Here is a 20973-nt window from a genome sequence, read left to right on the forward strand (position 1 = left end):
CCGCCCGGGAGCCCGCCAGGCTCCCGGGCAGCCGGGCAGCCGGAGCAGGCGATGCTGGGTTTGCGCCGGAGGTGCCCGCGGCGCAAATACCCTGTACGGGTGACCACACTTGTCCTGGACGGCGGCCTGTCCACCCACCTCGAACGCCTCGGCGCCGACCTCAGCGACGAGCTCTGGTCGGCCCGCCTGCTGATCGAACGCCCCGAGCTGATCCGCCAGGCGCACGCCGACTACTTCGCGGCGGGCGCCGACGTGGCCACGACGGCCAGCTATCAGGCGACCTTCGAGGGCTTCGCGCGCCACGGCCTCGGCGCCTCCCGCGCGGAGGAGCTGATCAGGCTGTCGGTGGAGCTGGCCAGGCAGGCCCGCGACGCGGCCGGGCAGGGCCTGGTGGCGGCGTCCGTCGGCCCGTACGGCGCCTACTTGGCCAACGGCGCCGAGTACACCGGCGACTACGACCTCGACGAGGACGACCTGTACACCTGGCACCGCCGCCGGTGGGACGTCCTCGCCTCCTCCGGCGCCGACCTGCTGGCCTGCGAGACCATCCCCTCCTATCCGGAGGCGCGCGCCCTGGCCCGGCTGCTGGAGGGCACGCCCGGCGTCAGGGCGTGGGTCAGCTTCTCCTGCCGGGACGGCGAGCGGCTCAACGACGGCACCCCGATCCGTGAGGCCGCGGCCCTGTTCGCGGGCAACGCGCGGGTGGTGGCCGTCGGCGTCAACTGCACCGCGCCCCGCCACATGCCCGCGCTGATCGGGGCCCTGCAGGGCGGGCTGCCGGTCGTGGTCTATCCCAACTCGGGCGAGAGCTGGGACGCCGGCCACCGGCGCTGGCTGGGGCTCGCCGACCCGGTGGAGTTCGGGCAGGCGGCCGCCGAGTGGCAGCGGGCGGGCGCGTCGCTCATCGGCGGCTGCTGCCGTACGACGCCGCAGCACATCGAGCAGATCCGCGCCCACCTCACCTGAACGCCGAACGCCCGCCCGCCGCAGGACGCGTGGGCGGGCGGGCCGGGGCAGGGCTCAGCTGATGGCGGGCTGGGCGGGGCGGCGGCGGGTCAGGGCGCTGTCGAGGGCGAAGGCGCCGCCCCCGGTGAAGCCGACCGCCAGGCTCGCGGCGGCCAGCGCCAGCACGAACTCGTAGCCGCCGTCGCCGGTCAGCCCGTGCGGGCCGTGGACGAAGACGATCGCGCCGATCATGTCGAGGGCGAGCAGCGTGCCCGCGAACGGCAGCGCCGCGCCGATCATGAGCGCGAGGCCGCCCGCCACCTCCAGCCCGGCCACGGCGGGCGCGGCCAGCCCGGGCAGCGGGATGCCGGCGGCGGCGAAGAACTCGGCCGTGCCCGCGATCCCCATGGTCGCGAACTTCTGGTAGCCGTGCACCAGGAAGATCACCCCGAGGGCGATCCTGGCCAGCAGCAGGACGACGGGACGGGCTTGGTCGAGCATGCGGTCTCCTCGGCTCCGGACAGCGCTCATCACTCTACGCCACCGGACCGCTACCGTCAGTTCACTGCTTCGCCGCGCCGGTCGCGCGGGCGGCCCGCTCCATCTCGATGCGGGCGCTGACGGCGTACTTGTCGACGTATTCCTGGCCGGACAGCTCCATCAGGGCGTACATGATCTCGTCGGTGACCGCGCGCAGCACGAGCCGGTCGTCCTCCATGCCGTAGTAGCGGGAGAAGTCGAGCGGCTTGCCGAACCTGACGCCGGGCCGGATGCCGAGCTTGGGCAGCGGCCGTCCCGGCGGCATCATCTCGTAGGTGTTGACCATGGCCCAGGGGATGACGGGGGCCCGCGACTCCAGCGCCAGCCGGGCGACGCCGGTCTTGCCCTTGTAGAGCCGGCCGTCGGGCGAACGGGTGCCCTCGGGATAGATGCCGAGGATGTGCCCCTCGCGCAGGATGCGCAGGCCGGTGCGGAGCGCCGCCTCGCTGGCCTTGCCGCCCGAGCGGTCGATGGGCACGGTGCCGACGCCGCTGAAGAACAGCCGGGTGAAGAAGCCCTTGATGCCGCGCCCGGTGAAGTAGTCGGACTTGCCGAGCGAGATGACCTTGCGCTTGAGCTGGAGCGGTCCGAAGAAGTGGTCGGCGAACGACAGGTGGTTGCCGGCCAGGATCACCCCGCCCTCCCTGGGGACGTGCTCGACCCCCTCGGCCCACGGCCTGAACACGAGGCGGAGGAACGGCCCCAAGATGGCCTTGACCACCCAGTAGAACACTCCGGCACCTCTTTCCAGCAAGTTTGTCCACGGGCAGAGTCATCTTCCCATCCCAAGCGCCCTGCAACTACACCAGCTCTCGCACAAACACCCTTGAACGTGCGACGATCGGGCCGTTCCAGGATGAACAGCTGGAATGAAACTGCATGGAGGAGCTGTTATGCCGCTCATGCCAGGCGCGGAGCCCTACCACCACGACGGAGGCCAGATCGGCGTGCTGCTCTGTCACGGGTTCACCGGCACGCCGCAGTCGCTGCGGCCGTGGGCGGAGTTCCTCACGGCGCACGGGCTCAGCGTCTCGCTGCCCCGCCTGCCCGGCCACGGCACGCGCTGGCAGGAGATGAACCGCACCCATTGGGAAGACTGGTACGCCGAGGTGGAGAAGGCGTTCGAGGACCTCCAGGGGCGCTGCGCCGAGGTGTTCGTGGCGGGGCTGTCGCTCGGCGGCTGCCTGGCGCTGCGGCTCGCCGAGGTGCACGGCCCGGCCGTCAAGGGTGTGGTCGTGGTCAATCCGTCCATCGCCAACGACGTCCCGCTGCTGCGGCTGGCGCCGCTGCTGAAGTGGTTCGTGCCGTCGGTGCCCGGCGTCGCGAACGACGTCAAGAAGGCCGGCGCGCGCGAGCTGGGCTACGCCCGCACCCCGGTCAAGGCGGCGGCCTCGCTGCCCGGCCTGTGGGCTCTGGTGCAGGCCGACCTGGCGAAGGTGACGCAGCCGCTGCTGGTCTACCGCAGCGTGGACGACCACGTGGTGAAGCCGACGAGTGTGGCGATCATCCGCCGGAGGGTCCCGCACGCCACGATCGAGGAGCTTACCGATAGCTATCATGTTGCGACGCTCGACAACGACGCCGACACGATCTTTGCCGGCAGCCTCGACTTCATCCGGACACATGCCTCGGTACCCTTGCAGAGGGACTGATCGCACCCAGGGGGAAGTCGCGATCACTGTGGAGAGGCCCATCTAGGTGACGCCCCAGAGTGACGAGGACGAGGTCTGGCGGCAGATCGTCGCGTCCTTCAACGACACCGCCGAGCGCGACTCGGCCGACCAGCCATGGCCGGACAGCGAGAACGTCCCAGCGGAGCCCACCCGGCGGGTGGTGAAACCCTCGGAGGAGCTCGAAGAGGACCTCGACGAGCCCGAGGACAAGAACGACGAGGGCGAGGACGGCGAGGAGGAGGGGCACTACGTGCCGCCGCCGCCCCCGCCGCTGCCCAAGCTCGACCTGGCGACGAAGCTGGCGTGGGTGGCGCTGTTCGGCGGCCCCGCCTACCTCCTGATCGCCGCCATGGCCAACTGGCACATGGAGGGGTGGGCGCTGTTCACGGCGGTGGCGGCGTTCATCGGCGGGTTCGTGGCGCTGGTGGTGCGCATGGGTGACGGCCCGCCGTCCAACGACTCCGGCTGGGACGACGGCGCGGTGCTCTGACCGCCCCGACCGCCCCGACCGCCCCGACCGCTTCGACTCAGGGCCGCCGGCTCAGGAACTCGTCCGGGCGGTGGAGGCGGCGGTGGTCTTGGGCGCGAACGACTCCACGACGTCGGTGTAGCGGTCGGAGGTGTCGACCGCGTGCCCGACCGCCCACACCGCGCCCTTGCCCGCGAGATAGGTGACGGCCTGGAGGCGCACCATGCTGCGGCCCTTGTCGGCGCCGCCCCGGATGATCGAGCACGTGCCCTTCTCGCAGCGCGCCACGAACGGCTCGGCCGCCCGGTCGGGGTCGTAGCCGGTCATCCAGTAGCGGCCCTTGCCGTCGCCGGTCACGCCGTAGAGCCGGGCTCCGGTGACGGGCAGGGTCTGCCGCTTCCAGCGCTTGCCGTTCCAGACGAGCACGAGCGGCGAGATGTCGCCGGGGCCGCGGTAGACGCCGCCGACCGCGACCGCCCGCTTGGCGTTGTCGGTCTGGATGTCGCGGAGGTAGCCGCCGGGGATCGAGGGCAGCGGCATTGCCTTCCACGTGCCGCCCGAGTTGTGCGCGATGAGCGGCTCCGTGCCGGTGTCGCCGACGGCGAAGCCGCCCGCCACCGCGTAGAGCGCGCCCTTGTCCTTGAGCTGCTGCACCGTCCAGGCGCCGCTCTGGCCGGTGAGTACGAGGCCGCGCTTCTCCCGGCTGCCGACCGCCACGACCTTGGTGCCCTTGGCGTCCACGCCGCCGAGCCAGTCGCCCGAGCGCAGGCCCTGCGGGCGGATCCGGTCGAAACCGGTCACGTCGCCGTGCGCCAGGTAGGGCAGCCCGTCGTGGCTGTCGCCCACCGCCCACACGTCGGACGGGCCGGCCGCGGCGAGGCTGCGCAGGTTGCCGGCCGCCGTGGCGTCGCGGATGGCCACCTCGCTCCACCGGGAGCCGTCCCAGTGGCGGATGGTGCCGCGGTTCTTCCACACGTCCCAGATCTCCTGCTGGCCGACCGCCCACACGTCGCCGGACGCGACGGCCAGCACGTCGGACAGCGAGCCGTCGGCCTGCAGGCGCACGCTGGTCGACTGCTGCCACGCCTCGATCGCGGCGGGGCTGCGGGGATCGGCATGCGCGGCGGGCGTGACCTGCGGCAAGGCCACGGACGTCGCCAAGATCAGAAAGAGCGCACGCCGCCGAGAGCGACGGGTCATGAACAAATGCTACGGGCTGGCCACCGCTCCCCGCCCGCCCGGTGCCCGACTCGGGCGGGCGGATGCCCCCAAATGTCCCGGTATGCCCCGGACCGTCCCCCCGGCGTCTCCCGTAAGCGTCCCCCGGCGTCCTCCGTTGCGGCAGAGTCCTCAGCCGACGGGGAGGCGCAGTTCCGCCACCACCGGCAGGTGATCGCTGGCGGCCGCGAGGTCGGCCGCGGCGGCGTCCGCTCCCCCGCAGGACACGACCCGCGCCTCGGGTGCGGCGAACACCCCGTCGATGCGCGCCGAGGGCCGCGCGGCCGGGAACGTCAGCCCCCCTGCCCGCCCCACGGGCCGCTCCACGGGCCGTACCTCGGGCCGCCCCCCGGGCAGTTCCTCGTACGCGAGCCGGGACGCCGCCTCCTCATGACAGTCGGACAGCCGTCCCGCCAGGTAACGCCAGGCCGGCTGGTGCGGCCGTTCGTTGACGTCGCCGCCGAGCACGATCGCCGCCCCGTACGGCGCCGCCGCCCGCTCCATCAGCGCCACCGCCTCGGCCGCGTGGTGCACCCGCGCCGGGTCGTGCAGGTCGAGGTGGAGCGAGCCGACCGCGAGCCGCGCCCCGCCCGCCTCCACCACGGCGATCGCGAGCCCGCGCAGCTCCAGCCCGAGAAAGACGCGCAGCGCGTGGCTGCGCGCCTCCAGCACCCGTACCCGTGGCCCGGTCAGCACGGCGACGCCGCCGAGCCTGCCCGGGGTGGCCAGGCGCATGCCCGCCGCGGCGGCGAGCGCCCGCCGCCTGGCCCGCCACCGGCCGAACCTGGGCGCCTCCTGCACGCACAGCACGTCGGCCCGCAGGCCGGCGATCACGCGGGTGAGCGCTGGCAGGCTGTCGCGCAGCCCGTGCAGGTTGTACGTGCCGACCCGGACCGTCACGCCCGGGGCCGCTAGCGCTGCCTGGCCAGGTCGGCGGCGCCGACGACGCCGGCCGCGGCGCCCAGCTCGGCCAGCCGGATGTCGGCGAGCGGCCGGTGGCCGCGCCCGGTGAGCCGTTCGGCGAAGGACTCGCGGGCCCGGTCGATGAACAGGTCGGCGGCCCTGGACACGCCGCCGCCGACGATGAAGCAGCCGGGGTCGAGCACCGCGGCGAGGTCGGCCATGCCCTGGCCGAGCCAGTCGGCGAAGGACGCGAACGCCTGCAGCGCGACCTCGTCGCCCCGGCGGGCGGCCTCGGTGATCTCCTCGCCCTCGATCTTGCCGCCGGCCAGCCCGAGCAGGATGCCGGCCCGCTCAGGCGCGGCCTCGGCCAGCTCTCTGGCCTCCTTGACCAGGGCCTGGCCGCTGGCGTACTGCTCCCAGCAGCCGATGTTGCCGCAGCCGCACGGCCGGCCGCCCGGCTGGACCTGCATGTGGCCCAGCTCGGCGCCCATGCCCCACCGGCCGCGGTAGAGCGCGCCGTCGAACACCAGGCCGCCGCCGATGCCGGTGCCGAGCGTCACGCAGACCACGTGGGACTGGCCGCGCCCGGCGCCGAACCTGGTCTCGCCCCAGGCCATGGCGTTGGCGTCGTTCTCGATCACGACGGGCAGCCCGACCAGGTCGCTGATCTTCTTCTGCAGCGGCTCCTCGCGCCAGGCGAGGTTGGGGGCGAAGCGCACGACCGAGCGGGTCTCGTCCACGAAACCGGCCGCGCCCACCCCCACCGCCTCGACGGGCCGGCCCGCGGACAGCTCGCGAACGACGTCGGCCACCGTCTCGGCCACCAGGTCGGGGCGGTCGGCGGCGGTGGGCCGCAGCGTGTGTTCGACGATCTTCCCTTGGTCGTCGACCACACCCGCGGCCACCTTGGTCCCGCCGATGTCGACACCGATCGTGAGCATGCCCGTCGTTCTCCCTATCCCAGATCTATGTGTTCCACGTCGTCGCGGCCGCCCCGGTCGTCCCGTCGCGGCTCCGCCGGGGGGTCGGTACGGGGGTCTGTGCGGGGGTCCGTCCGGGTGTCGTCGCGGGGGGCCGGGCGGCTCAGCGCGTCGAACGCGCCCCGGACGGCGGCGAACAGCTCACCGCCCGCGGCCATCAGGTGACCGGTCACGTCGGCGGCGGAGGCGGCGGAGCCGGACTCGCGCTGGTCGGCGATCGCCCGGCAGATCGGGCAGGCGCGGCAGACGTACTCGTCGTGGGGGTCGGACACGGCCTCCTCCCACACGTCGCGCTCCTTCCGGCCGCCGCCGCCGGTGAACGAGTTGAACACCTGCTTGCCGACCTGGCGCGTGGCGCGTCCCTGGATCGAGTCGAACAGCTTGCGCGCCTCGTCGGCGACGGTGCCGATCGGATCCCTGTCGTTGCTCTCGGTCATCTGGCCCCTCCCTGAACCGGCGGCCCTGCCTGCGGGGTCGCTCATCCTCCTCAACTCCTCAGGAGCCGGATTCGCTCCCCGGGCTGAACGCTACCCGCAGCACACCGTCGCGGAGCACCGCCCCGCTGATCTTCCTGCGGGCCAGCGCGACGGGCAGGGCGAGGATCCTGCGGTAGGGGCCCGCCGTGACGATGAGCTCGTCGCCCTTGCGGGCCAGGTCGACCTCGGCGCGGTCGGCGCCGGGCAGGTCGAGTGCCAGCTCGTCGGCGCTCATGCGCAGCGGCGGAGGGCTGGCGGGCGGCGCGAACGGGTCGCTCTCGCCGTAGAGCCGCTCACCGACCTCGGTCAGCGCCTGCGTGCCGACAGGCTCGGCCGGCAGGTAGGGGACGACGTGGACGGGCAGCGGCGCGAACGACTGCTCCGCCTCGGCCAGCAGCCGCGTCTGCGCCGCCACCCACTGGGCGCGCCACTCGTCGGCGCCGCCCGGCGGGAAGACGCGGTTGGCGATCACGCCGTCGACGCGGTAGCCGTACAGGTTGAGCGAGGTGAGGGTGCGCCGGGCCTCGGCCAGCACCACCGACTCGGGGGTGAGCACGAGCCGGACGGAAGCCTGATCTCCGGTGAGCAGCTCGCGCACCTCCATGAGGCCGCGGTGGAAACGTTCGCCGGCGCTCATGACCTCCTCGCCGGGCGCGCTGACCCGGGCCACGCCCCGGACGAACGGCGCGACCAGCCGCACCAGCCGGCGGCCGACCGGCAGGAGCCGGTTGACATGCCAGTCGAGCGCCTCGGGCAGGGCGAGCAGGCGCAGCGTCTCGGCGGTGGGCGCGCAGTCGACGACGATGACGTCCCAGCGTCCTGAGCGGGCGTGCTCGCGCAGCTCCAGCAGGGCGATGATCTCCTCGGCGCCGGGCAGCACCGTGATCTCCTCGGAGGTGACCTCGTCCAGGCCCAGCTCCGACAGCACGCCCCGCGCGTAGTCCTGCAGCTCGCCCCAGTGCCGCTCCAGCGTCCGCTGCGTGTCGACCTGGTGCAGGTGCAGGCCGGGCGCGACCTCGCCGGGCTCGACGGCGAGCGCGTCGGCCAGCGAGTGTGCGGTGTCGGTGGAGACGACGAGCGTCTTCATGCCCTTGCTCGCGGCGAGGGTCGCGGTGGCCGCGGCGGCGGTGGTCTTGCCCACGCCGCCCTTGCCCGTGAACAGCAGGACCCGGGGATCCACCTCAGCGGCCTTCGACGCGCTTCTTGAGGCCCTTGAGCGCGGTGTCCACGATCACCTTCTCCGCCTTGCGCTTGATCATGCCGATCATCGGCACGCTGAGATCGACGGCCAGCTCGTACGTCACGGCGGTGCCACTGCCCGAGGCGGCGAGGCGGTAACTTCCGCGCAGCTGCGAGACCATCCTGCCGGGCTCGACGACCTCCCAGGCGACGCCCTCGTCGCCGTCGAAGGTGTAGCCGAGGGCGTAGGTGTCGCTGATCATGCCGGCGTCCAGGACGAAGCGGACCTTGCTCGCCCGGCCGTCGTCACCCTCGCCGAGGACCTCGGCGCTCTTGATCGACCCGGCCCACTCCGGGTAGCTGGGGAAGTCGGCGATGACCGCCATGACGTCGGCGGGAGCGGCGTCGATGGTGATGCTCGAAGTGGTGCGATCAGCCATGAGGACACCGTACCGGTCGGGTCACCATTCGAGGATGAAGGGAACGCCCTTCCCGCGGAAATGGCCCACGTTGACGCATTCGGTGCGGCCCACCCGGGCGCGGGCGTGCAGCGGGTTGTGGACGTGGCCGAAGAGCGCGTAGCGGGGCTGGGTGCGCCTGATGGCCTCCAGCGTGGCCTCGCTGCCGCGCTCGAAGCGCCGGGCCACGACGTCGTAGAGCAGCTCGGGCAGGGCGGGCGGGATGTGGCAGCACAGCACGTCAACCTCGCCGACCGCCTCGACCTTGGCGGCGTACTCCTCGTCGCTGATCTCGTTGGGGGTGCGGTAGGGCGTCTTCAGCCCGCCGCCCACGAACCCGAAGCGCAGCCCGCCGATCTCCACGCTCTGGCCGTCGAGCACCTGGTGGCCGGGGCGCAGGTAGTCGGACCACAGGCGGGGCAGGTCCACGTTGCCGTAGGTGAGGTAGGCGGGGGTGGGCATGGCGGCGAACAGGCTCGCGTACTGGGCGCGGACGTTGCGCTCGATGTGCTCGCGCGGGTCGCCGTCGAGCGTCGCCCACAGGGCCGCCGACATGGCCCTCGCCTCGTCGAACCGCTTGGCGGTGCGCAGCCCGATGAACTCGGCGGCCTTCTCACGGCCGAACAGGTCGGCGAAGATGCCCTGCGCGTGGTCGTCGTAGTCGATGAACAGGATCAGGTCGCCGAGACAGATCAGCGCGTCGGCGCCCTGCCCGGCGGCGGCGAGGGCATCGGCCCTGCCGTGGACGTCGCTCACCACATGGACCCGCATGGGGCAAATCTTACGAGCGGTGGCTGCTAGCGTGATGAACGCCCTTCATAACGCCTCAATGACGACGTGACCTGCGAGGCTACCGGCGCGTAACTTAACGCGATAACGTCCAGGCGTCCTTCGAAGAGGAGTTGATCCGTGCGCGAGTACAGCGTCCCGATCCTGGTCGACGTGCCTTCCTCGGCCGGCCTGGCCGACACGGTCTTCCGGCGGGCCGAACAGGACCCCGGCGTCGTCGTCATGCGCCGCAAGACCGACGCGGGGTGGCCGGCGGTCACCGCGTCGGAGTTCCGCGACCAGGTCGTGGCGGTGGCCCGCGGGCTGATCGCGGCCGGCGTGGAGCACGGCGACCGGGTGGCGCTGATGTCCCGCACCCGCTACGAGTGGACGCTCGTCGACTACGCGATCTGGTCGATCGGCGCGGTCACCGTGCCGATCTACGAGACCTCCTCGGCCGACCAGGTGCGCTGGATCCTCTCCGACAGCGAGGCCAAGGCCGCGTTCGTGGAGCTGGACGCGCACGAGGAGACGGTGCGCGAGGCCGCGCCCGAGCTGAAGGCCGTCTGGCGCGTCGACGCGCCGCCGCTCGGCGACGAGGTGCCCGCCGCCGAGGTGGACGAGCGGCGCGGCCGGGTCTGCGCCGCCGACCTCGCCACGATCGTCTACACCTCCGGCACCACGGGCCGGCCCAAAGGCTGCCGGATCACGCACGACAACCTGCTGTTCACCGCGCTCAACGTGCTGCGCGGGCCGCTGGAGCCGCTGTTCTCCCGCAAGGAGCCGGCCGCGCTGCTGTTCCTGCCGCTGGCGCACATCTTCGCGCGGATGATCCAGGTCGTGCTCGTCGAGGCGGGCGCGATCATGGCGCACACCCCCAACATGAAGAACGTCGCCCCCGACCTGCAGGACTTCCAGCCGACGTTCCTGCTGGGCGTGCCGCGCGTGTTCGAGAAGGTCTACAACGGCGCCGAGCAGAAGGCCATCGCGGGCGGCAAGGGCAAGATCTTCGCCAGCGCCGTCGAGGTGGCCGTGGCCTGGAGCCGGGCCGAGAGCGCCGGGGGCGCGCCGCTCGGGCTGCGGCTGCGCAAGGCCGTCTTCGACCGGCTCGTCTACTCCAAGCTGCGCGCCGCGACCGGCGGCCGGCTGACCGCCGCCGTGTCGGGCGGGTCGGCGCTGGGCGAGCGGCTCGGCCACTTCTTCAAGGGCGTCGGCATCGAGGTCTTCGAGGGCTACGGCCTCACCGAGACCTCCGCGCCGTGCTCGGTCAACATCCCCGGCGCCAACAAGATCGGCACCGTGGGCAAGCCGCTGCCCGGCGTCACGCTGCGCATCGGCGACGACGGCGAGGTGCTGGCCAAGGGGCGCAACGTCTTCGCCGGCTACTGGAAGAACGAGGCGGCGACCGCCGACGCCATCGACGCCGACGGCTTCTACCGCACCGGCGACGTGGGCGAGCTGGACGACGACGGCTACCTGCGGATCACCGGGCGCAAGAAGGAGATCCTGGTGACGGCCGCCGGCAAGAACGTCGCGCCGGGGCCGCTGGAGGACCTGCTGCGGGCCCACCCGCTGATCTCGCAGGCGATGGTCGTCGGCGACGGCCGCCCCTTCGTTGCCGCCCTCGTGACCCTGGACCCGGAGGCGGTCCCCGCCGGGCGGACGGTCGCCGAGCTGCGTACGGACCCCGAGGTGCTGGCCGAGGTCCAGGCCGCGGTGGACCGGGCGAACCAGTCGGTGTCGAAGGCCGAGCAGATCAAGAAGTTCGCGATCCTGGAGCAGGACATCACCGAGGAGAGCGGGCACCTGACGCCGACGCTCAAGGTCAAGCGCAACCTCGTGCTGCGCGATTTCGCCGGGCAGATCGAGGAGCTGTACAGCGCGGGGAAATGACCTTTCAATAAGGGCGAATTAATTCCGATTTAATCGCCTATATGCCGTCTGACCAGGGGAATCTTCTTTCGATTCCAGCTTTCTCGCCGTCACTTCCAGGGTATTCTTGCGGCAAAGAAAACAGGACCGGGAATCTCTACCATCCCCGGTCCCTTACCTCACGGTAAGGGAGAACAGCATGGACATCAAGGAAGCGGGCCCCGCGTTCACCACGGCTCTGGAGAACGAGCTCATTCAGATTCGGGCGGACCAGCGCGAGCTGGCACAGGACCTCACCGAGCGCATCAACGGCGTCGGGAGGCGGCTCAAGAGCCTCGACGCCAAGGTCGAGCTCGGGTTCTCCTCGGTCGACGCCCAGCTCCAGATCCTCGACTCGCGCGTCAAGATCGTGGAGAGCAGGCTCGGGGTGGTGCAGGAGACGCAGCAGCAGATGCTGGGCGTGTTGGTCGGCATTCAGCGGAGGCTGGAAGCCGCCTGAGCCACTAGGGCGCTTCGGAGGGCGGGTCCGCGTTGAGCGGGCTCGCCCTTCCGTGTACGCCCGGACGACGGCGAGAGGGCGGTCGAACAGGTTCCGACAGAGGTGGGCGGGGGCGGGGCGGGGGTCCCGAGCTGCGATGTGGGGGCTTTGTCATGAAACCGTGCTTTGACAAGTGGGAAATGTTGGCTTTTCGTGTATGAAAGTGCGCGAAGTCGGGGGAATCTGAAGGTTCGGGTAGGAGGACCTCACATGGACCATCGGCCGCCGTTGACCCGCCATGTCTCGATACCGTCGTCGATTTCGTCATCCTCCAGCGGTTCGATGCCGCTGTCCCGCCGATCCCTGTTCCTCGGCGCCGCCGCGTTCGGCGTGCCGGCCATTCTCGCCGGATGCGGATCCGACGCCCCCTCCACCGCTCCCGGCGGCTCGTCCTCCGGCGGCCTCGGCACCGTCACCCTGGGCTCCAACGCCTCCGACGAGGTGCCGAAGAAGTCGCTGGAGGCCCAGATCAAGGCGTTCACGCAGGGCGCGGTCAAGGTCAACACCGTCGACCACAACACGTTCCAGGAGAACATCAACCGCTATCTGCGCGGCACGCCGGACGACGTGTTCACCTGGTTCGCCGGTTACCGCATGCAGTTCTTCGCCGAGCAGGGCCTCGCCCTCGACATCTCCGACGTGTGGCGCGACATCGGCGGCGACTTCTCGCAGGCGTTCAAGGACCAGTCGACCGGCGTGGACGGCAAGCAGTACTTCGTGCCGTCCACCTACTACCCGTGGGCCGTCTTCTACCGCAAGAGCGTCTGGGAGGAGAAGGGCTACCAGCCGCCCAAGACGCTGGACGAGCTCACGGCGCTGGCGAAGAAGATGAAGGCCGACGGGCTGATCCCGATCGCGTTCGCCGACAAGGACGGCTGGCCGGCCATGGGCACGTTCGACATCCTCAACATGCGGACGAACGGCTACGACTTCCACGTCCAGCTCATGCAGGGCAAGCAGTCGTGGACCGACCCGAAGGTCCGGCAGGTGTTCGACACCTGGCGGGGACTGATGGAGTACCACCAGCCGGCGGCGCTGGGCCGCACCTGGCAGGAGGCCGCGCAGTCGCTGGCGCAGAAGAAGACCGGGATGTACCTGCTCGGGATGTTCGTCGCCCAGCAGTTCCCCGAGGCCGACCGCGACGACCTCGACTTCTTCACCTTCCCCGAGATCAACCCGGCCTACGGCACCGACTCCATCGACGCGCCCATCGACGGCTACATGGTCTCGGCCAAGGCCAAGAACGTGGACGGCGCCAAGGCGCTGATCAAGCTGCTCGCCCAGGCCTCGTCCCAGAACATCGCCACGGGCCTCGACCCGGGCACGCTCGCCTCCAACTCCAAGGCCGACACCTCCGGCTACAGCGCGCTGCAGAAGCGCGGCGCGGAGCTGGTGTCGCAGGCCAAGCACATCGCCCAGTTCCTCGACCGCGACACGCGGCCCGACTTCGCCTCCACGGTCATGATCCCCTCGCTGCAGTCGTTCGTCGGAAAACCGGACGAGATCGATCCACTGCTGGCGAGCATCGAGAAGCAGAAGGCCACCATCTTCCGCTGATGACCGCGAAGACCCGTCGCTACTCCGCCCGTGACGTGACCGTCCTGGTCGCCGGGCTGGGGGTGGCCATCGTCGTCAACGTGGGCCTCGTCTGGGGGCCCACGCTGGCCAGCGTCGGCCTGTCGGCCACCGACTGGAACGGCATCGGCCCGATCGAGTGGATCGGCGGCCGGAACTACGAGGATCTGGCCGGGACGTACCCGCCGTTCTGGTCGGCCGTCCGCAACAACGTGTTATGGCTGGCCTTCCTCGGGGTGGTCGCCACCCCGTTCGGGCTGTTCTGCGCGGTGCTGCTGGACCGACGGCTGCGGATGTCGCGCGTCTACCAGAGCGCGCTCTACATGCCGGTCGTGCTGTCGCTGGCCGTCGTGGGCTTCATCGCCCAGCTCGTCTTCTCCTCCGACTACGGCGTGCTGAACGCGGTCAGCGGCCTGCACGTGGACTGGCTCGGCGACCGCGCGGTCAACATCTGGGTCGTCATGGTCGCGGCGGGCTGGCGGCACGTCGGCTACGTCATGATCATCTACCTGGCGGGGCTGAAGGCGGTCGATCCGGCGCTGAAGGAGGCGGCGGCCATCGACGGGGCGAACGAGCGCCAGGCGTTCTTCCGCGTGGTGTTCCCGACGTTGCGGCCGGTCAACGTGATCGTGCTGGTGATCACGGTGATCGAGGCGCTGCGGGCCTTCGACATCGTCTACGCCATCAACAAGGGCAGGAACGGATTGGAGCTGCTGTCGGTGCTGGTCACCGAGAACATCGTGGGCGAGGCCAGCCGGATCGGGTTCGGCTCGGCGATCGCGGTGATCCTGCTGGTCATCTCGCTGGGGTTCATCGTGACGTACCTGTCGCAGCTGTTCCGGGGGGAGGAGCGATGACGGCCGCGCCGCCCGCCCCCGGGGGTCGGGTGCGGCCGCTGCGCGTCCTCCTGCACGTCTTCCTCGCGCTGGTGGCGCTGGGCTGGCTGCTGCCGCTGGCGCTGGCGGTGTACGCGTCGCTTCGCCCGTACGACGAGACGGCCCGCCTGGGCTACTTCTCGCTGCCGGAGCGGCTGACGCTCGGCTACTACGGTGAGGCGTGGAGCCAGGCGGAGTTGCCCCGCTACTACCTCAACACGTTGATCATCGTGATTCCGGCCCTGGTGGTCACGCTGCTGCTGGCGTCGTTCACGGCGTTCGCGATCGCGCGGCTGCGCATCCCTGGGCGCCGGACGCTGCTGATCGTGTTCACGGCGGGCAACCTGCTGCCGCCGCAGGTGCTCATCACGCCGCTCTACACGCTCTACACGATGGTCCCGCTGCCTGCGTGGCTGTCGGACTCGCAGTCGCTCTACGACTCCTACCTCGGGCTGATCCTCGTCCACGTGGCGTTCCAGTTCGGCTTCTGCGTGTTCGTCATGGCGAACTTCATGCGTACGATCCCGGAGGAGATCAGCGAGGCGGCGCTGGTGGACGGGGCGAGCGTGTGGAAACGGTACTGGCGGCTGACCATGCCGTTGTGCCGGCCGGTGCTGGCGGCGCTGGCCACGTTGCAGTTCACCTGGATGTACAACGACTTCCTGTGGGCGCTGGTGCTGATGTCGTCGGGCGACAAGCTGCCCGTCACCTCGGCGCTGAACAACCTGCGCGGCCAGTTCTTCACCGACTACAACCTGCTCGCCGCCGGCTCGGTGCTGGTGGCGCTGCCGACGCTGATCGTCTTCCAGCTCCTGCACAAGCACTTCGTGGCCGGGCTGACGCTGGGCTCGACCAAGGGGTGATCCCCGGCCGGCCTCAGAGGAGGGTGTGGAAGCGGGCCGCCACCCGCTCCCACGTCCACTCCCGCGTGATCCAGTCGCGGCCGTTGACGCCCATCTTGCGTGCCTTGTCGGGATCGGTGAGCAGTTCGACGACCGCTTGGGCGATCTCGGCGGGGTTCTCGCCGTCCACGACCAGGCCGGTCTCGCCGGGGCGTACGGCGTCCGGCGCGCCGCCCGACGCCCCGGCCACCACGGGCAGCCCCGTCGCGGACGCCTCCAGGAACACGATGCCGAGCCCTTCCACGTCCACGCCGTTCCAGCGGGTGCGGCACGGCATCGCGAACACGTCGGCCGCCGCGTAGTAGCCCGGCAGGTCCGCGGCGGGGACGGTGCCGGTGAAGCGGATCGAGGGGTGCCCGCCGGCCAGCCGCTCCAGCCTCCCGCGGTACGGCCCGCCGCCCACCACCAGCAGGACGGCGTCCGGCACCGCCCGCAGCACCCGGGGCCAGGCCGCTATGAGCCGGTCCTGGCCCTTGCGCGGCACCAGCCGCGACACGCAGACCACCACGGGACGGCCCGCGAGCCCCGGCACGGCGGCCCCCGGCAGTCCGGGGCGGAACTGCTCGACGTCCACGCCGGGGGCCAGCCGGACGAGCTTGCCCGGCGCGATCGCGGCCTCCAGCCGGCGGCGGGTGTAGTCGCCGAGGTAGGTCACCACGTCCGCGTGCGCGCCGATCCTGCGCAGCACGGCGCGGAAGCCGGGCGCGCTCGCCCACGACGCCTCGTGGCCGTGGGTGAGCATCACCACGCGCCGCGCGCCGGCCCGGCGCAGGTGCGGCGCGAGCAGGCCGAGGGGCGCCGCCGCGCCGAAGACGACGGTCTCGGCGCCGTGCTCGGCCACCAGCCGGGCGGCCCGGCGCGCCACGCCGGGGGTCGGCAGCATGAGCCGCGTCGGGTGCCGTACGACCGGGTACGGCTGACGCCGGTCGAACTCCTCGCAGCCCGGCCAGGCGGGGGCGTACACCGCGACGCCCGGCGTGCGGAGCGCGAGCCCGTGCACGAACGACTGGATCCCGCCCGGCCGCGGCGGGAAGTCGTTCGTGACGACGACCACCCTGGTGTCCGGATCTGCGGCGGAGTGGGTCACGGCGTGGGGACGCCGTTCAGTCTCGCCCACGCGCGCGCCATGGCGATGCGTTCGGGACCGGAGGGATGGGAGGCATAGAGGACATATTCCACCGCATCAGGCGACAAGTCGGAAATGTTGGAAATGGCGAGGCGTTTCTGCATGGCCACGAATGTCGCCGGGTCTCTCGTCAGCTCCAGCGCGTGCAGGTCGGCCCGCGCCTCGACGTGCCGGCTGACCACGTTCTGGGCCGGGCCGAGGAGGAGGGTGCCGAGGCTCATCAGGCCCATCAGCGCCCCGGCCGCGCGCGGGTCGGCGATCGAGGGGACGGCGGCGCGGCGGCGTACCAGGTCGAAGATCAGGAACAGCAGGACGGCGCCCAGTGCCGCGCCCAGGCCGCCGAGCAGCGTGCCGTGCAGGACGTCGTCGTGCTTCGCGTGGCCCAGCTCGTGCGCGACCACCAGCTCCACCTCCGCGTCCGGGGCGCGCAGCAGCGTGTCGTAGACGACGACGCGGCGGGTGGCGCCGAAGCCGGAGACGTAGGCGTTGAGCGCCGTCGTACGGCGTGAGGCGTCGGCGACCAGCACGTCCTCCACCGGTACGCCGTCCCGCGCGGCCATCGCCAGCAGGCTCGTGCGCAGCGGGCCCTCGCGCATGGGGGTGAAGTCGTTGAACATCGGCTCGAACACCACGGGGTAGACGAACGAGGCCGCCACCGTGAGGGCGAACGCGCCCGTGGCCGCCGGGATCCACCAGCGACGGAACCGGCGCGCCAGCGCCACCAGCACCGTTATGGTCAGGGCGAGCAGGAACGTCTCCACGGCCGCGTTCTTCAGCCGGTCGCCGCTCCAGGACGGCCAGGTCTGGGTGGACAGGCCGTACTCGCGCAGGACGGTCTCGAACCACATGCCGAGGGGCCAGCGGAGCGCCAGCGTGGCCGCGGCGATCACCACCACGGCCAGGATCGTCCGCAGCCACCACGGGCCGCGCAGCCGGCGGGTCGCCCGCGCGCCGAGCGGGGTGGCGACCAGGAGGCCCGCGACGAGGACGGTCAGGGCCAGGGAGAGGTAGCCCGGCAGGCTCGTCGCGGCGTCGAACGCCTGGGAACGGGCGAGCTGGGCGGCGGTGAAGTCGCGGGCCGGGTCGGGCGGGTCCCCGGCGGTCAGCAGCGTCTGCCAGGGGGTGGCGAGGGCGGCCACGGCCAGGACGAGGGCGGCGAGGACGGCGAGGGCGAGCGCGGCCTGGCGGCGCAGGCGGACCTCGTCGTCTTGGTCGGGGCGGTCGTAGTCGGGCTTGCCGACGTAGGCGGGCCCGCCGCTCACGGCCCGATCACCGCCGTCGTCCCTCCGGCCGCCGTCTGCGGCGCGACGGCCGTTCGCGGGCGTGTCCGTCGCGGGTGTGGCGCCGTCGGTCTGCCGGCGTTCGCTCATCTGCCTCCCCCTCTTACGCGAGTTGTTCGCGCACGTACGCGCGCCACCGGTCCGTCAGCGTGGCCGTGGAGAGGCCGAGCCCGGCGAGTGCCCGGTCGGCGCCGGCCACCCGGGCTTCACGGTAGAGCCGTACCAGGGTCTCCTCACCGAACCGGTCGGCGAGGAAGCGACACGCCAGCCAGGACTCCTGGTATGCCCGCGCGAGCCGCGCCGGGTCGCTCCCGTCCGCGGCGAAGGCGGCGGGACCGGGCAGTTCGCCGGGCAGGCGTCCCGCGCGCACCTCGTCCGCCAGTTCGGCGGCGGCCGTACGTACGGGCAGTCCGGAGTCGCGGTAGCCGACGTAGTCGGCGAAACCCTCGTACAGCCAGACAGGGAGGCGGTCGGTGCCGGCGGCGACGTGGGTCAGCTCGTGGGCCAGGACGACGTCCCTGCCGGTGGCATTGAGCCGGGCGAAGACCTCGGGGACGACGAGCACCCGGTCGCCGTCGGCGAGCGCGGCCAGGCCGTCGATCGGGCCGGTCCCTGCCAGGCGGGCCGCCTCGGCGGCCGAGGCGGGGACGATGACGAGGGGGCGTACGGGCTCCCCGAGGACCGCTCCGACGCGGAGCGCCGCCGTGTCGGCCAGCCGCGCCAACTCGACGAGCGAGACGGACGAAGCGGGCTCGGCGGATGAGGTGGTTGGGGCGGGCCGGCCGACGACCACGGAGCGCGTCCCACGGACGGTGACGGACTCCCCCGGCCACAGCCCAAGCGCGCCCGCGGGCAGCGCGGGAGCGTCCGCGATCGGCGCGCTCGCGGCCGGGACGAGGGCGAGAGCGACGAGAAGCGGCGCCAGGAGGAGGAGAGCCGCCGGTGCGGCTCCTCGGTGTGGGCCCACCTGCTCGGACACGATCCCCGATGGTAGCCGGGCCGGGCGGGTGCCCGGGTGGGGAAAGGCGACAGCCCCGCCCGATCCCGTACGGGGATCGGGGCGGGGCTGTGGTCACATGCCGGGACGGACCGCGCCGACGAAGGACGATTTACGCCATCCGCTCAGCTTGTCGATGCGTACCCGTTCGCCTGTCCTGGGCGAGTGGATCATCTTGCCCTTGCCGACGTACATGCCCACGTGGCCGAGCCCGTTGAAGAACATCAGGTCGCCTGGCTTGAGCTTCTTCCAGGAGACCTTCGTCCGGGTGCGGGCGTACTGGCTGCTCGCCACGCGCGGGAGCCTGATTCCGGCCTTCTTCCAGGCGTACTGGACGAGTCCGGAGCAGTCGAACGAGCCGGGGCCGGTGCCGCCGTAGCGGTACGGGTCCCCGATCTGGTTCTTGGCCACGGCGACGGCCCGGTGAGCCTTCGCCTGCTGCCGAGCGACTTTGCGCGCCTTGGCCGACCTGGCGGTCTTGACGGCCTTGGCGGACTTCGATGACTTCGTGGTGCTCTGCACCGTGGTCGTCGAGGTCGTGGCCGCGTCGCTCGTCGTCGCCGCCTGAGCCGTCGGGGCATGGAGGATGACACCTCCGGCCGTCACGGTCATGGTGAGCGCCGCGCCACTCAGGGCAAGGCGGGACAGACGGGGGTTAAGCGGGGAGGTAGACAGGATTTCTCCTTGAGACTTCCACGAACGCCTACCGGGTTAGCTGACGGATTCGGGCCTGGAAGTAGCCCTACGGCGCGTTCGAGCAGCGCCGATTCACCCCTGATCCCCTAGGGAGAGGGATCGGTGGTTCCCCGGCTCCGTGCCTCCTGGCTGCACGGATTCGGCAGGTCGCCGCCCCGTCGAGGTGTTTCTCATGGGGATGTACGGGAGGCGACCGGCGGATCGAGATCGGCGGCGACATGGGGTGTCACCGCGACGCCAGAAGCTACGCCGACAGGTCAGGAATCGGCAAAGCGGACGGCGGCTTGTCAAGATCAGACAAGGGGTCGAGTCAGGATCGAAATCCCTGCTGAAACGCCGGGCCCCGTTACCGAAATGTGACCATACTCACACTTCTCGGAGCATGGTCCAGTAAGGGGTGATTTGTCACTTTCGTCACAGTTTTCACTGCGGCAACAGGGCGGCGCCGCGCGCCGACGCGGAGGACGTACGTACGGGTGTCAGGGACGGATGGCGCCGACGAGCCGCCGCCCGTAGGCCGACAGCTTGACGACCTTCACGACGTCGCCCGTCTGCGGCGCGTGAACGATCTGCCCGTTGCCCGCGTAGATACTGACGTGCCCCAGTCCTTCGCTGAAGATGAGGTCCCCGGGCTGCAGCGCGTCGAGGCTCACCCGGCGGTTCGCCCCCCAGGCCCACTGCTGCCACGTCGTACGCGGCAGCGAGACGCCCGCGGCCCGCCAGGCCGCCTGCGTCAGGCCGGAGCAGTCGTAGCCGCCGGGCCCCGTCCCGCCGAACACGTACGGCTTGCCGATCTGCGCGTAGGCGAAGCGCAGCACCGAGGCCGCGTTGCCCGACGCGGAGCCGGTGTACTTCATGCCGGTGCTGTTGGGGTTGCCCGGGTTGTAGGCGTTCAGCTTCTCCAGCAGTTTCTTCTGCTCGGCGATCAGCTTGAGGATCTCCGCGCGTTCCTTCTGGACCCCGTCGCGTTCCTTGTCGGCCGTTTCCAGAGCCTTCTCCGCCTTGTCCCGCTCGGTCTTGAGTCCGCGGTTCTCCCGGTCGAAGGCGTTCAGCTTCTCGGCGCGTTCCTTGGAGACCTGGCCGGCCAGCGCGAGGCGGGCGAGGAAGTCGTCGGGGTCGTCGGAGCCGAGGAAGCCCGGCAGGGACGTGACGTCGCCGCCGAGCTGATAGCTGTCGACGGCCATGGTGATGATCTGGGCGCGCAGGTCGGCGACGGTGGCCAGCTTGCGCTTGTAGCTGTCGTTGAGGCCCGTGTAGGTGGACTTGGCCTTCTTGTACCGCTCGGTGGCCGTGTTGTAGCGGTCGACGACCTTGTCCGCCTTGTCGTTGAGCTTCTCCAGCTTGGCCTTGGCCTGAGCGAGCGTGGGCTTGGGATCGGCGATCGCGGCCCCGGCGGGGGCGAGCACCAGCCCGAACGCGATCCCTGCGGCCACCGGTACCCGGCCAAACCTCACTGCGTCGCCTCCCAGGGTAAACATCTGGGGCGAATAGTACAGAAGTGGC

General features: G+C 71.4%; 22 protein-coding genes and 1 riboswitch. Of the genes, 8 read left to right on the plus strand and 14 right to left on the minus strand.

Going from position 1 to position 20973, the window contains the following annotated elements; genetic code table 11:
• Positions 1-51: 51 nt before the first annotated feature.
• Positions 52-966 (plus strand): homocysteine S-methyltransferase, encoded by a 915-nt coding sequence (mmuM, locus tag BMW85_RS02545; RefSeq protein ID WP_091076272.1) that lies wholly within the window; start codon positions 52-54, stop codon positions 964-966.
• Between the two features lie 54 nt (positions 967-1020).
• On the opposite strand, the gene BMW85_RS02550 is transcribed toward mmuM, so the two are convergent.
• Positions 1021-1446: a DoxX family protein gene (locus BMW85_RS02550; protein ID WP_091076274.1), complete on the minus strand. Its 426-nt coding sequence runs from the start codon at positions 1444-1446 to the stop codon at positions 1021-1023.
• Between the two features lie 61 nt (positions 1447-1507).
• Positions 1508-2218: a lysophospholipid acyltransferase family protein gene (locus BMW85_RS02555; RefSeq protein WP_091076276.1), complete on the minus strand. Its 711-nt coding sequence runs from the start codon at positions 2216-2218 to the stop codon at positions 1508-1510.
• A gap of 160 nt (positions 2219-2378) precedes the next feature.
• Between BMW85_RS02555 and BMW85_RS02560 the strand changes: the two genes are divergently transcribed.
• Entirely contained in the window at positions 2379-3137 is a 759-nt protein-coding gene (locus tag BMW85_RS02560) for an alpha/beta hydrolase (RefSeq protein WP_091076279.1), read from the plus strand.
• A gap of 46 nt (positions 3138-3183) precedes the next feature.
• On the plus strand, positions 3184-3648 hold the full coding sequence (locus tag BMW85_RS02565) for a hypothetical protein (protein WP_091076282.1): 465 nt from the start codon (positions 3184-3186) through the stop codon (positions 3646-3648).
• A 51-nt stretch (positions 3649-3699) separates the two neighbouring features.
• Here the strand turns inward: BMW85_RS02565 and BMW85_RS02570 are convergent, their stop codons facing one another.
• From BMW85_RS02570 to BMW85_RS02600, 7 genes are all read right to left on the minus strand, one after another.
• Positions 3700-4827: a hypothetical protein gene (locus BMW85_RS02570; RefSeq protein WP_245774569.1), complete on the minus strand. Its 1128-nt coding sequence runs from the start codon at positions 4825-4827 to the stop codon at positions 3700-3702.
• A gap of 150 nt (positions 4828-4977) precedes the next feature.
• On the minus strand, positions 4978-5745 hold the full coding sequence (locus BMW85_RS02575; protein ID WP_091076286.1) for an endonuclease/exonuclease/phosphatase family protein: 768 nt from the start codon (positions 5743-5745) through the stop codon (positions 4978-4980).
• 11 nt (positions 5746-5756) lie between these two features.
• Entirely contained in the window at positions 5757-6689 is a 933-nt protein-coding gene (locus BMW85_RS02580; protein WP_091076288.1) for an ROK family glucokinase, read from the minus strand.
• A 14-nt stretch (positions 6690-6703) separates the two neighbouring features.
• Complete coding sequence (locus tag BMW85_RS02585) at positions 6704-7165, minus strand: DUF5304 family protein (RefSeq protein WP_091076290.1); 462 nt, start codon at positions 7163-7165, stop codon at positions 6704-6706.
• A gap of 58 nt (positions 7166-7223) precedes the next feature.
• Positions 7224-8384, minus strand: a complete 1161-nt coding sequence (locus BMW85_RS02590) for an ArsA family ATPase (RefSeq protein WP_091076292.1) — start codon at positions 8382-8384, stop codon at positions 7224-7226.
• A gap of 1 nt (position 8385) precedes the next feature.
• Positions 8386-8823, minus strand: a complete 438-nt coding sequence (locus BMW85_RS02595; protein ID WP_091076294.1) for an SRPBCC family protein — start codon at positions 8821-8823, stop codon at positions 8386-8388.
• Positions 8824-8844: 21 nt separating this feature from the next.
• Complete coding sequence (locus BMW85_RS02600; RefSeq protein ID WP_091076297.1) at positions 8845-9612, minus strand: metallophosphoesterase family protein; 768 nt, start codon at positions 9610-9612, stop codon at positions 8845-8847.
• Positions 9613-9750: 138 nt separating this feature from the next.
• On the opposite strand from BMW85_RS02600, the gene BMW85_RS02605 reads away from it, so the two are divergent.
• From BMW85_RS02605 to BMW85_RS02625, 5 genes are all read left to right on the plus strand, one after another.
• Positions 9751-11502, plus strand: coding sequence for an AMP-dependent synthetase/ligase (locus tag BMW85_RS02605; protein ID WP_091076299.1), 1752 nt, complete (start codon positions 9751-9753; stop codon positions 11500-11502).
• Positions 11503-11680: 178 nt separating this feature from the next.
• Positions 11681-11980 carry a hypothetical protein gene (locus BMW85_RS02610; protein ID WP_091076302.1) on the plus strand — a complete coding sequence of 100 codons (300 nt, stop codon included), beginning with the start codon at positions 11681-11683 and terminating at the stop codon, positions 11978-11980.
• 321 nt (positions 11981-12301) lie between these two features.
• Positions 12302-13576, plus strand: a complete 1275-nt coding sequence (locus tag BMW85_RS02615; protein ID WP_177240457.1) for an ABC transporter substrate-binding protein — start codon at positions 12302-12304, stop codon at positions 13574-13576.
• Entirely contained in the window at positions 13576-14451 is an 876-nt protein-coding gene (locus BMW85_RS02620; RefSeq protein ID WP_091076304.1) for a carbohydrate ABC transporter permease, read from the plus strand. Before BMW85_RS02615 ends, BMW85_RS02620 begins: the two co-directional genes overlap by 1 nt.
• Complete coding sequence (locus BMW85_RS02625; protein WP_091076307.1) at positions 14448-15332, plus strand: carbohydrate ABC transporter permease; 885 nt, start codon at positions 14448-14450, stop codon at positions 15330-15332. Before BMW85_RS02620 ends, BMW85_RS02625 begins: the two co-directional genes overlap by 4 nt.
• Positions 15333-15345: 13 nt before the next feature.
• On the opposite strand, the gene BMW85_RS02630 is transcribed toward BMW85_RS02625, so the two are convergent.
• From BMW85_RS02630 to BMW85_RS02650, 5 genes are all read right to left on the minus strand, one after another.
• Positions 15346-16488 (minus strand): glycosyltransferase family 4 protein, encoded by a 1143-nt coding sequence (locus BMW85_RS02630; protein WP_245774570.1) that lies wholly within the window; start codon positions 16486-16488, stop codon positions 15346-15348.
• Positions 16455-17867 carry a M48 family metallopeptidase gene (locus BMW85_RS02635; RefSeq protein WP_091076312.1) on the minus strand — a complete coding sequence of 471 codons (1413 nt, stop codon included), beginning with the start codon at positions 17865-17867 and terminating at the stop codon, positions 16455-16457. Before BMW85_RS02635 ends, BMW85_RS02630 begins: the two co-directional genes overlap by 34 nt.
• Before the next feature lie 13 nt (positions 17868-17880).
• A complete protein-coding gene (locus BMW85_RS02640; RefSeq protein ID WP_143082069.1) occupies positions 17881-18756 on the minus strand; it encodes a gluzincin family metallopeptidase in 876 nt (291 codons plus the stop codon).
• A gap of 93 nt (positions 18757-18849) precedes the next feature.
• On the minus strand, positions 18850-19386 hold the full coding sequence (locus tag BMW85_RS02645) for a C40 family peptidase (protein WP_091076316.1): 537 nt from the start codon (positions 19384-19386) through the stop codon (positions 18850-18852).
• A 73-nt stretch (positions 19387-19459) separates the two neighbouring features.
• Positions 19460-19625, minus strand: a riboswitch (cyclic di-AMP (ydaO/yuaA leader).
• A gap of 324 nt (positions 19626-19949) precedes the next feature.
• A complete protein-coding gene (locus BMW85_RS02650) occupies positions 19950-20903 on the minus strand; it encodes a C40 family peptidase (protein ID WP_245774571.1) in 954 nt (317 codons plus the stop codon).
• Between the last annotated feature and the right edge of the window lie 70 nt (positions 20904-20973).

It is taken from the genome of Nonomuraea wenchangensis (assembly GCF_900111685.1).
GTDB lineage: Bacteria > Actinomycetota > Actinomycetes > Streptosporangiales > Streptosporangiaceae > Nonomuraea > Nonomuraea wenchangensis.

What these genes read in the sequence shown, in the direction of transcription:
- mmuM (WP_091076272.1), top strand. Translation starts at nt 52, where the DNA reads ATGCTGGGTTTGCGCCGGAGGTGCCCGCGGCGCAAATACCCTGTACGG.
- BMW85_RS02550 (WP_091076274.1), bottom strand. Translation starts at nt 1,446, where the DNA reads ATGCTCGACCAAGCCCGTCCCGTCGTCCTGCTGCTGGCCAGGATCGCC.
- BMW85_RS02560 (WP_091076279.1), top strand. Translation starts at nt 2,379, where the DNA reads ATGCCGCTCATGCCAGGCGCGGAGCCCTACCACCACGACGGAGGCCAG.
- BMW85_RS02570 (WP_245774569.1), bottom strand. Translation starts at nt 4,827, where the DNA reads ATGACCCGTCGCTCTCGGCGGCGTGCGCTCTTTCTGATCTTGGCGACG.
- BMW85_RS02580 (WP_091076288.1), bottom strand. Translation starts at nt 6,689, where the DNA reads ATGCTCACGATCGGTGTCGACATCGGCGGGACCAAGGTGGCCGCGGGT.
- BMW85_RS02585 (WP_091076290.1), bottom strand. Translation starts at nt 7,165, where the DNA reads ATGACCGAGAGCAACGACAGGGATCCGATCGGCACCGTCGCCGACGAG.
- BMW85_RS02595 (WP_091076294.1), bottom strand. Translation starts at nt 8,823, where the DNA reads ATGGCTGATCGCACCACTTCGAGCATCACCATCGACGCCGCTCCCGCC.
- BMW85_RS02600 (WP_091076297.1), bottom strand. Translation starts at nt 9,612, where the DNA reads ATGCGGGTCCATGTGGTGAGCGACGTCCACGGCAGGGCCGATGCCCTC.
- BMW85_RS02610 (WP_091076302.1), top strand. Translation starts at nt 11,681, where the DNA reads ATGGACATCAAGGAAGCGGGCCCCGCGTTCACCACGGCTCTGGAGAAC.
- BMW85_RS02615 (WP_177240457.1), top strand. Translation starts at nt 12,302, where the DNA reads ATGCCGCTGTCCCGCCGATCCCTGTTCCTCGGCGCCGCCGCGTTCGGC.
- BMW85_RS02620 (WP_091076304.1), top strand. Translation starts at nt 13,576, where the DNA reads ATGACCGCGAAGACCCGTCGCTACTCCGCCCGTGACGTGACCGTCCTG.
- BMW85_RS02625 (WP_091076307.1), top strand. Translation starts at nt 14,448, where the DNA reads ATGACGGCCGCGCCGCCCGCCCCCGGGGGTCGGGTGCGGCCGCTGCGC.
- BMW85_RS02635 (WP_091076312.1), bottom strand. Translation starts at nt 17,867, where the DNA reads ATGAGCGAACGCCGGCAGACCGACGGCGCCACACCCGCGACGGACACG.
- BMW85_RS02645 (WP_091076316.1), bottom strand. Translation starts at nt 19,386, where the DNA reads ATGACCGTGACGGCCGGAGGTGTCATCCTCCATGCCCCGACGGCTCAG.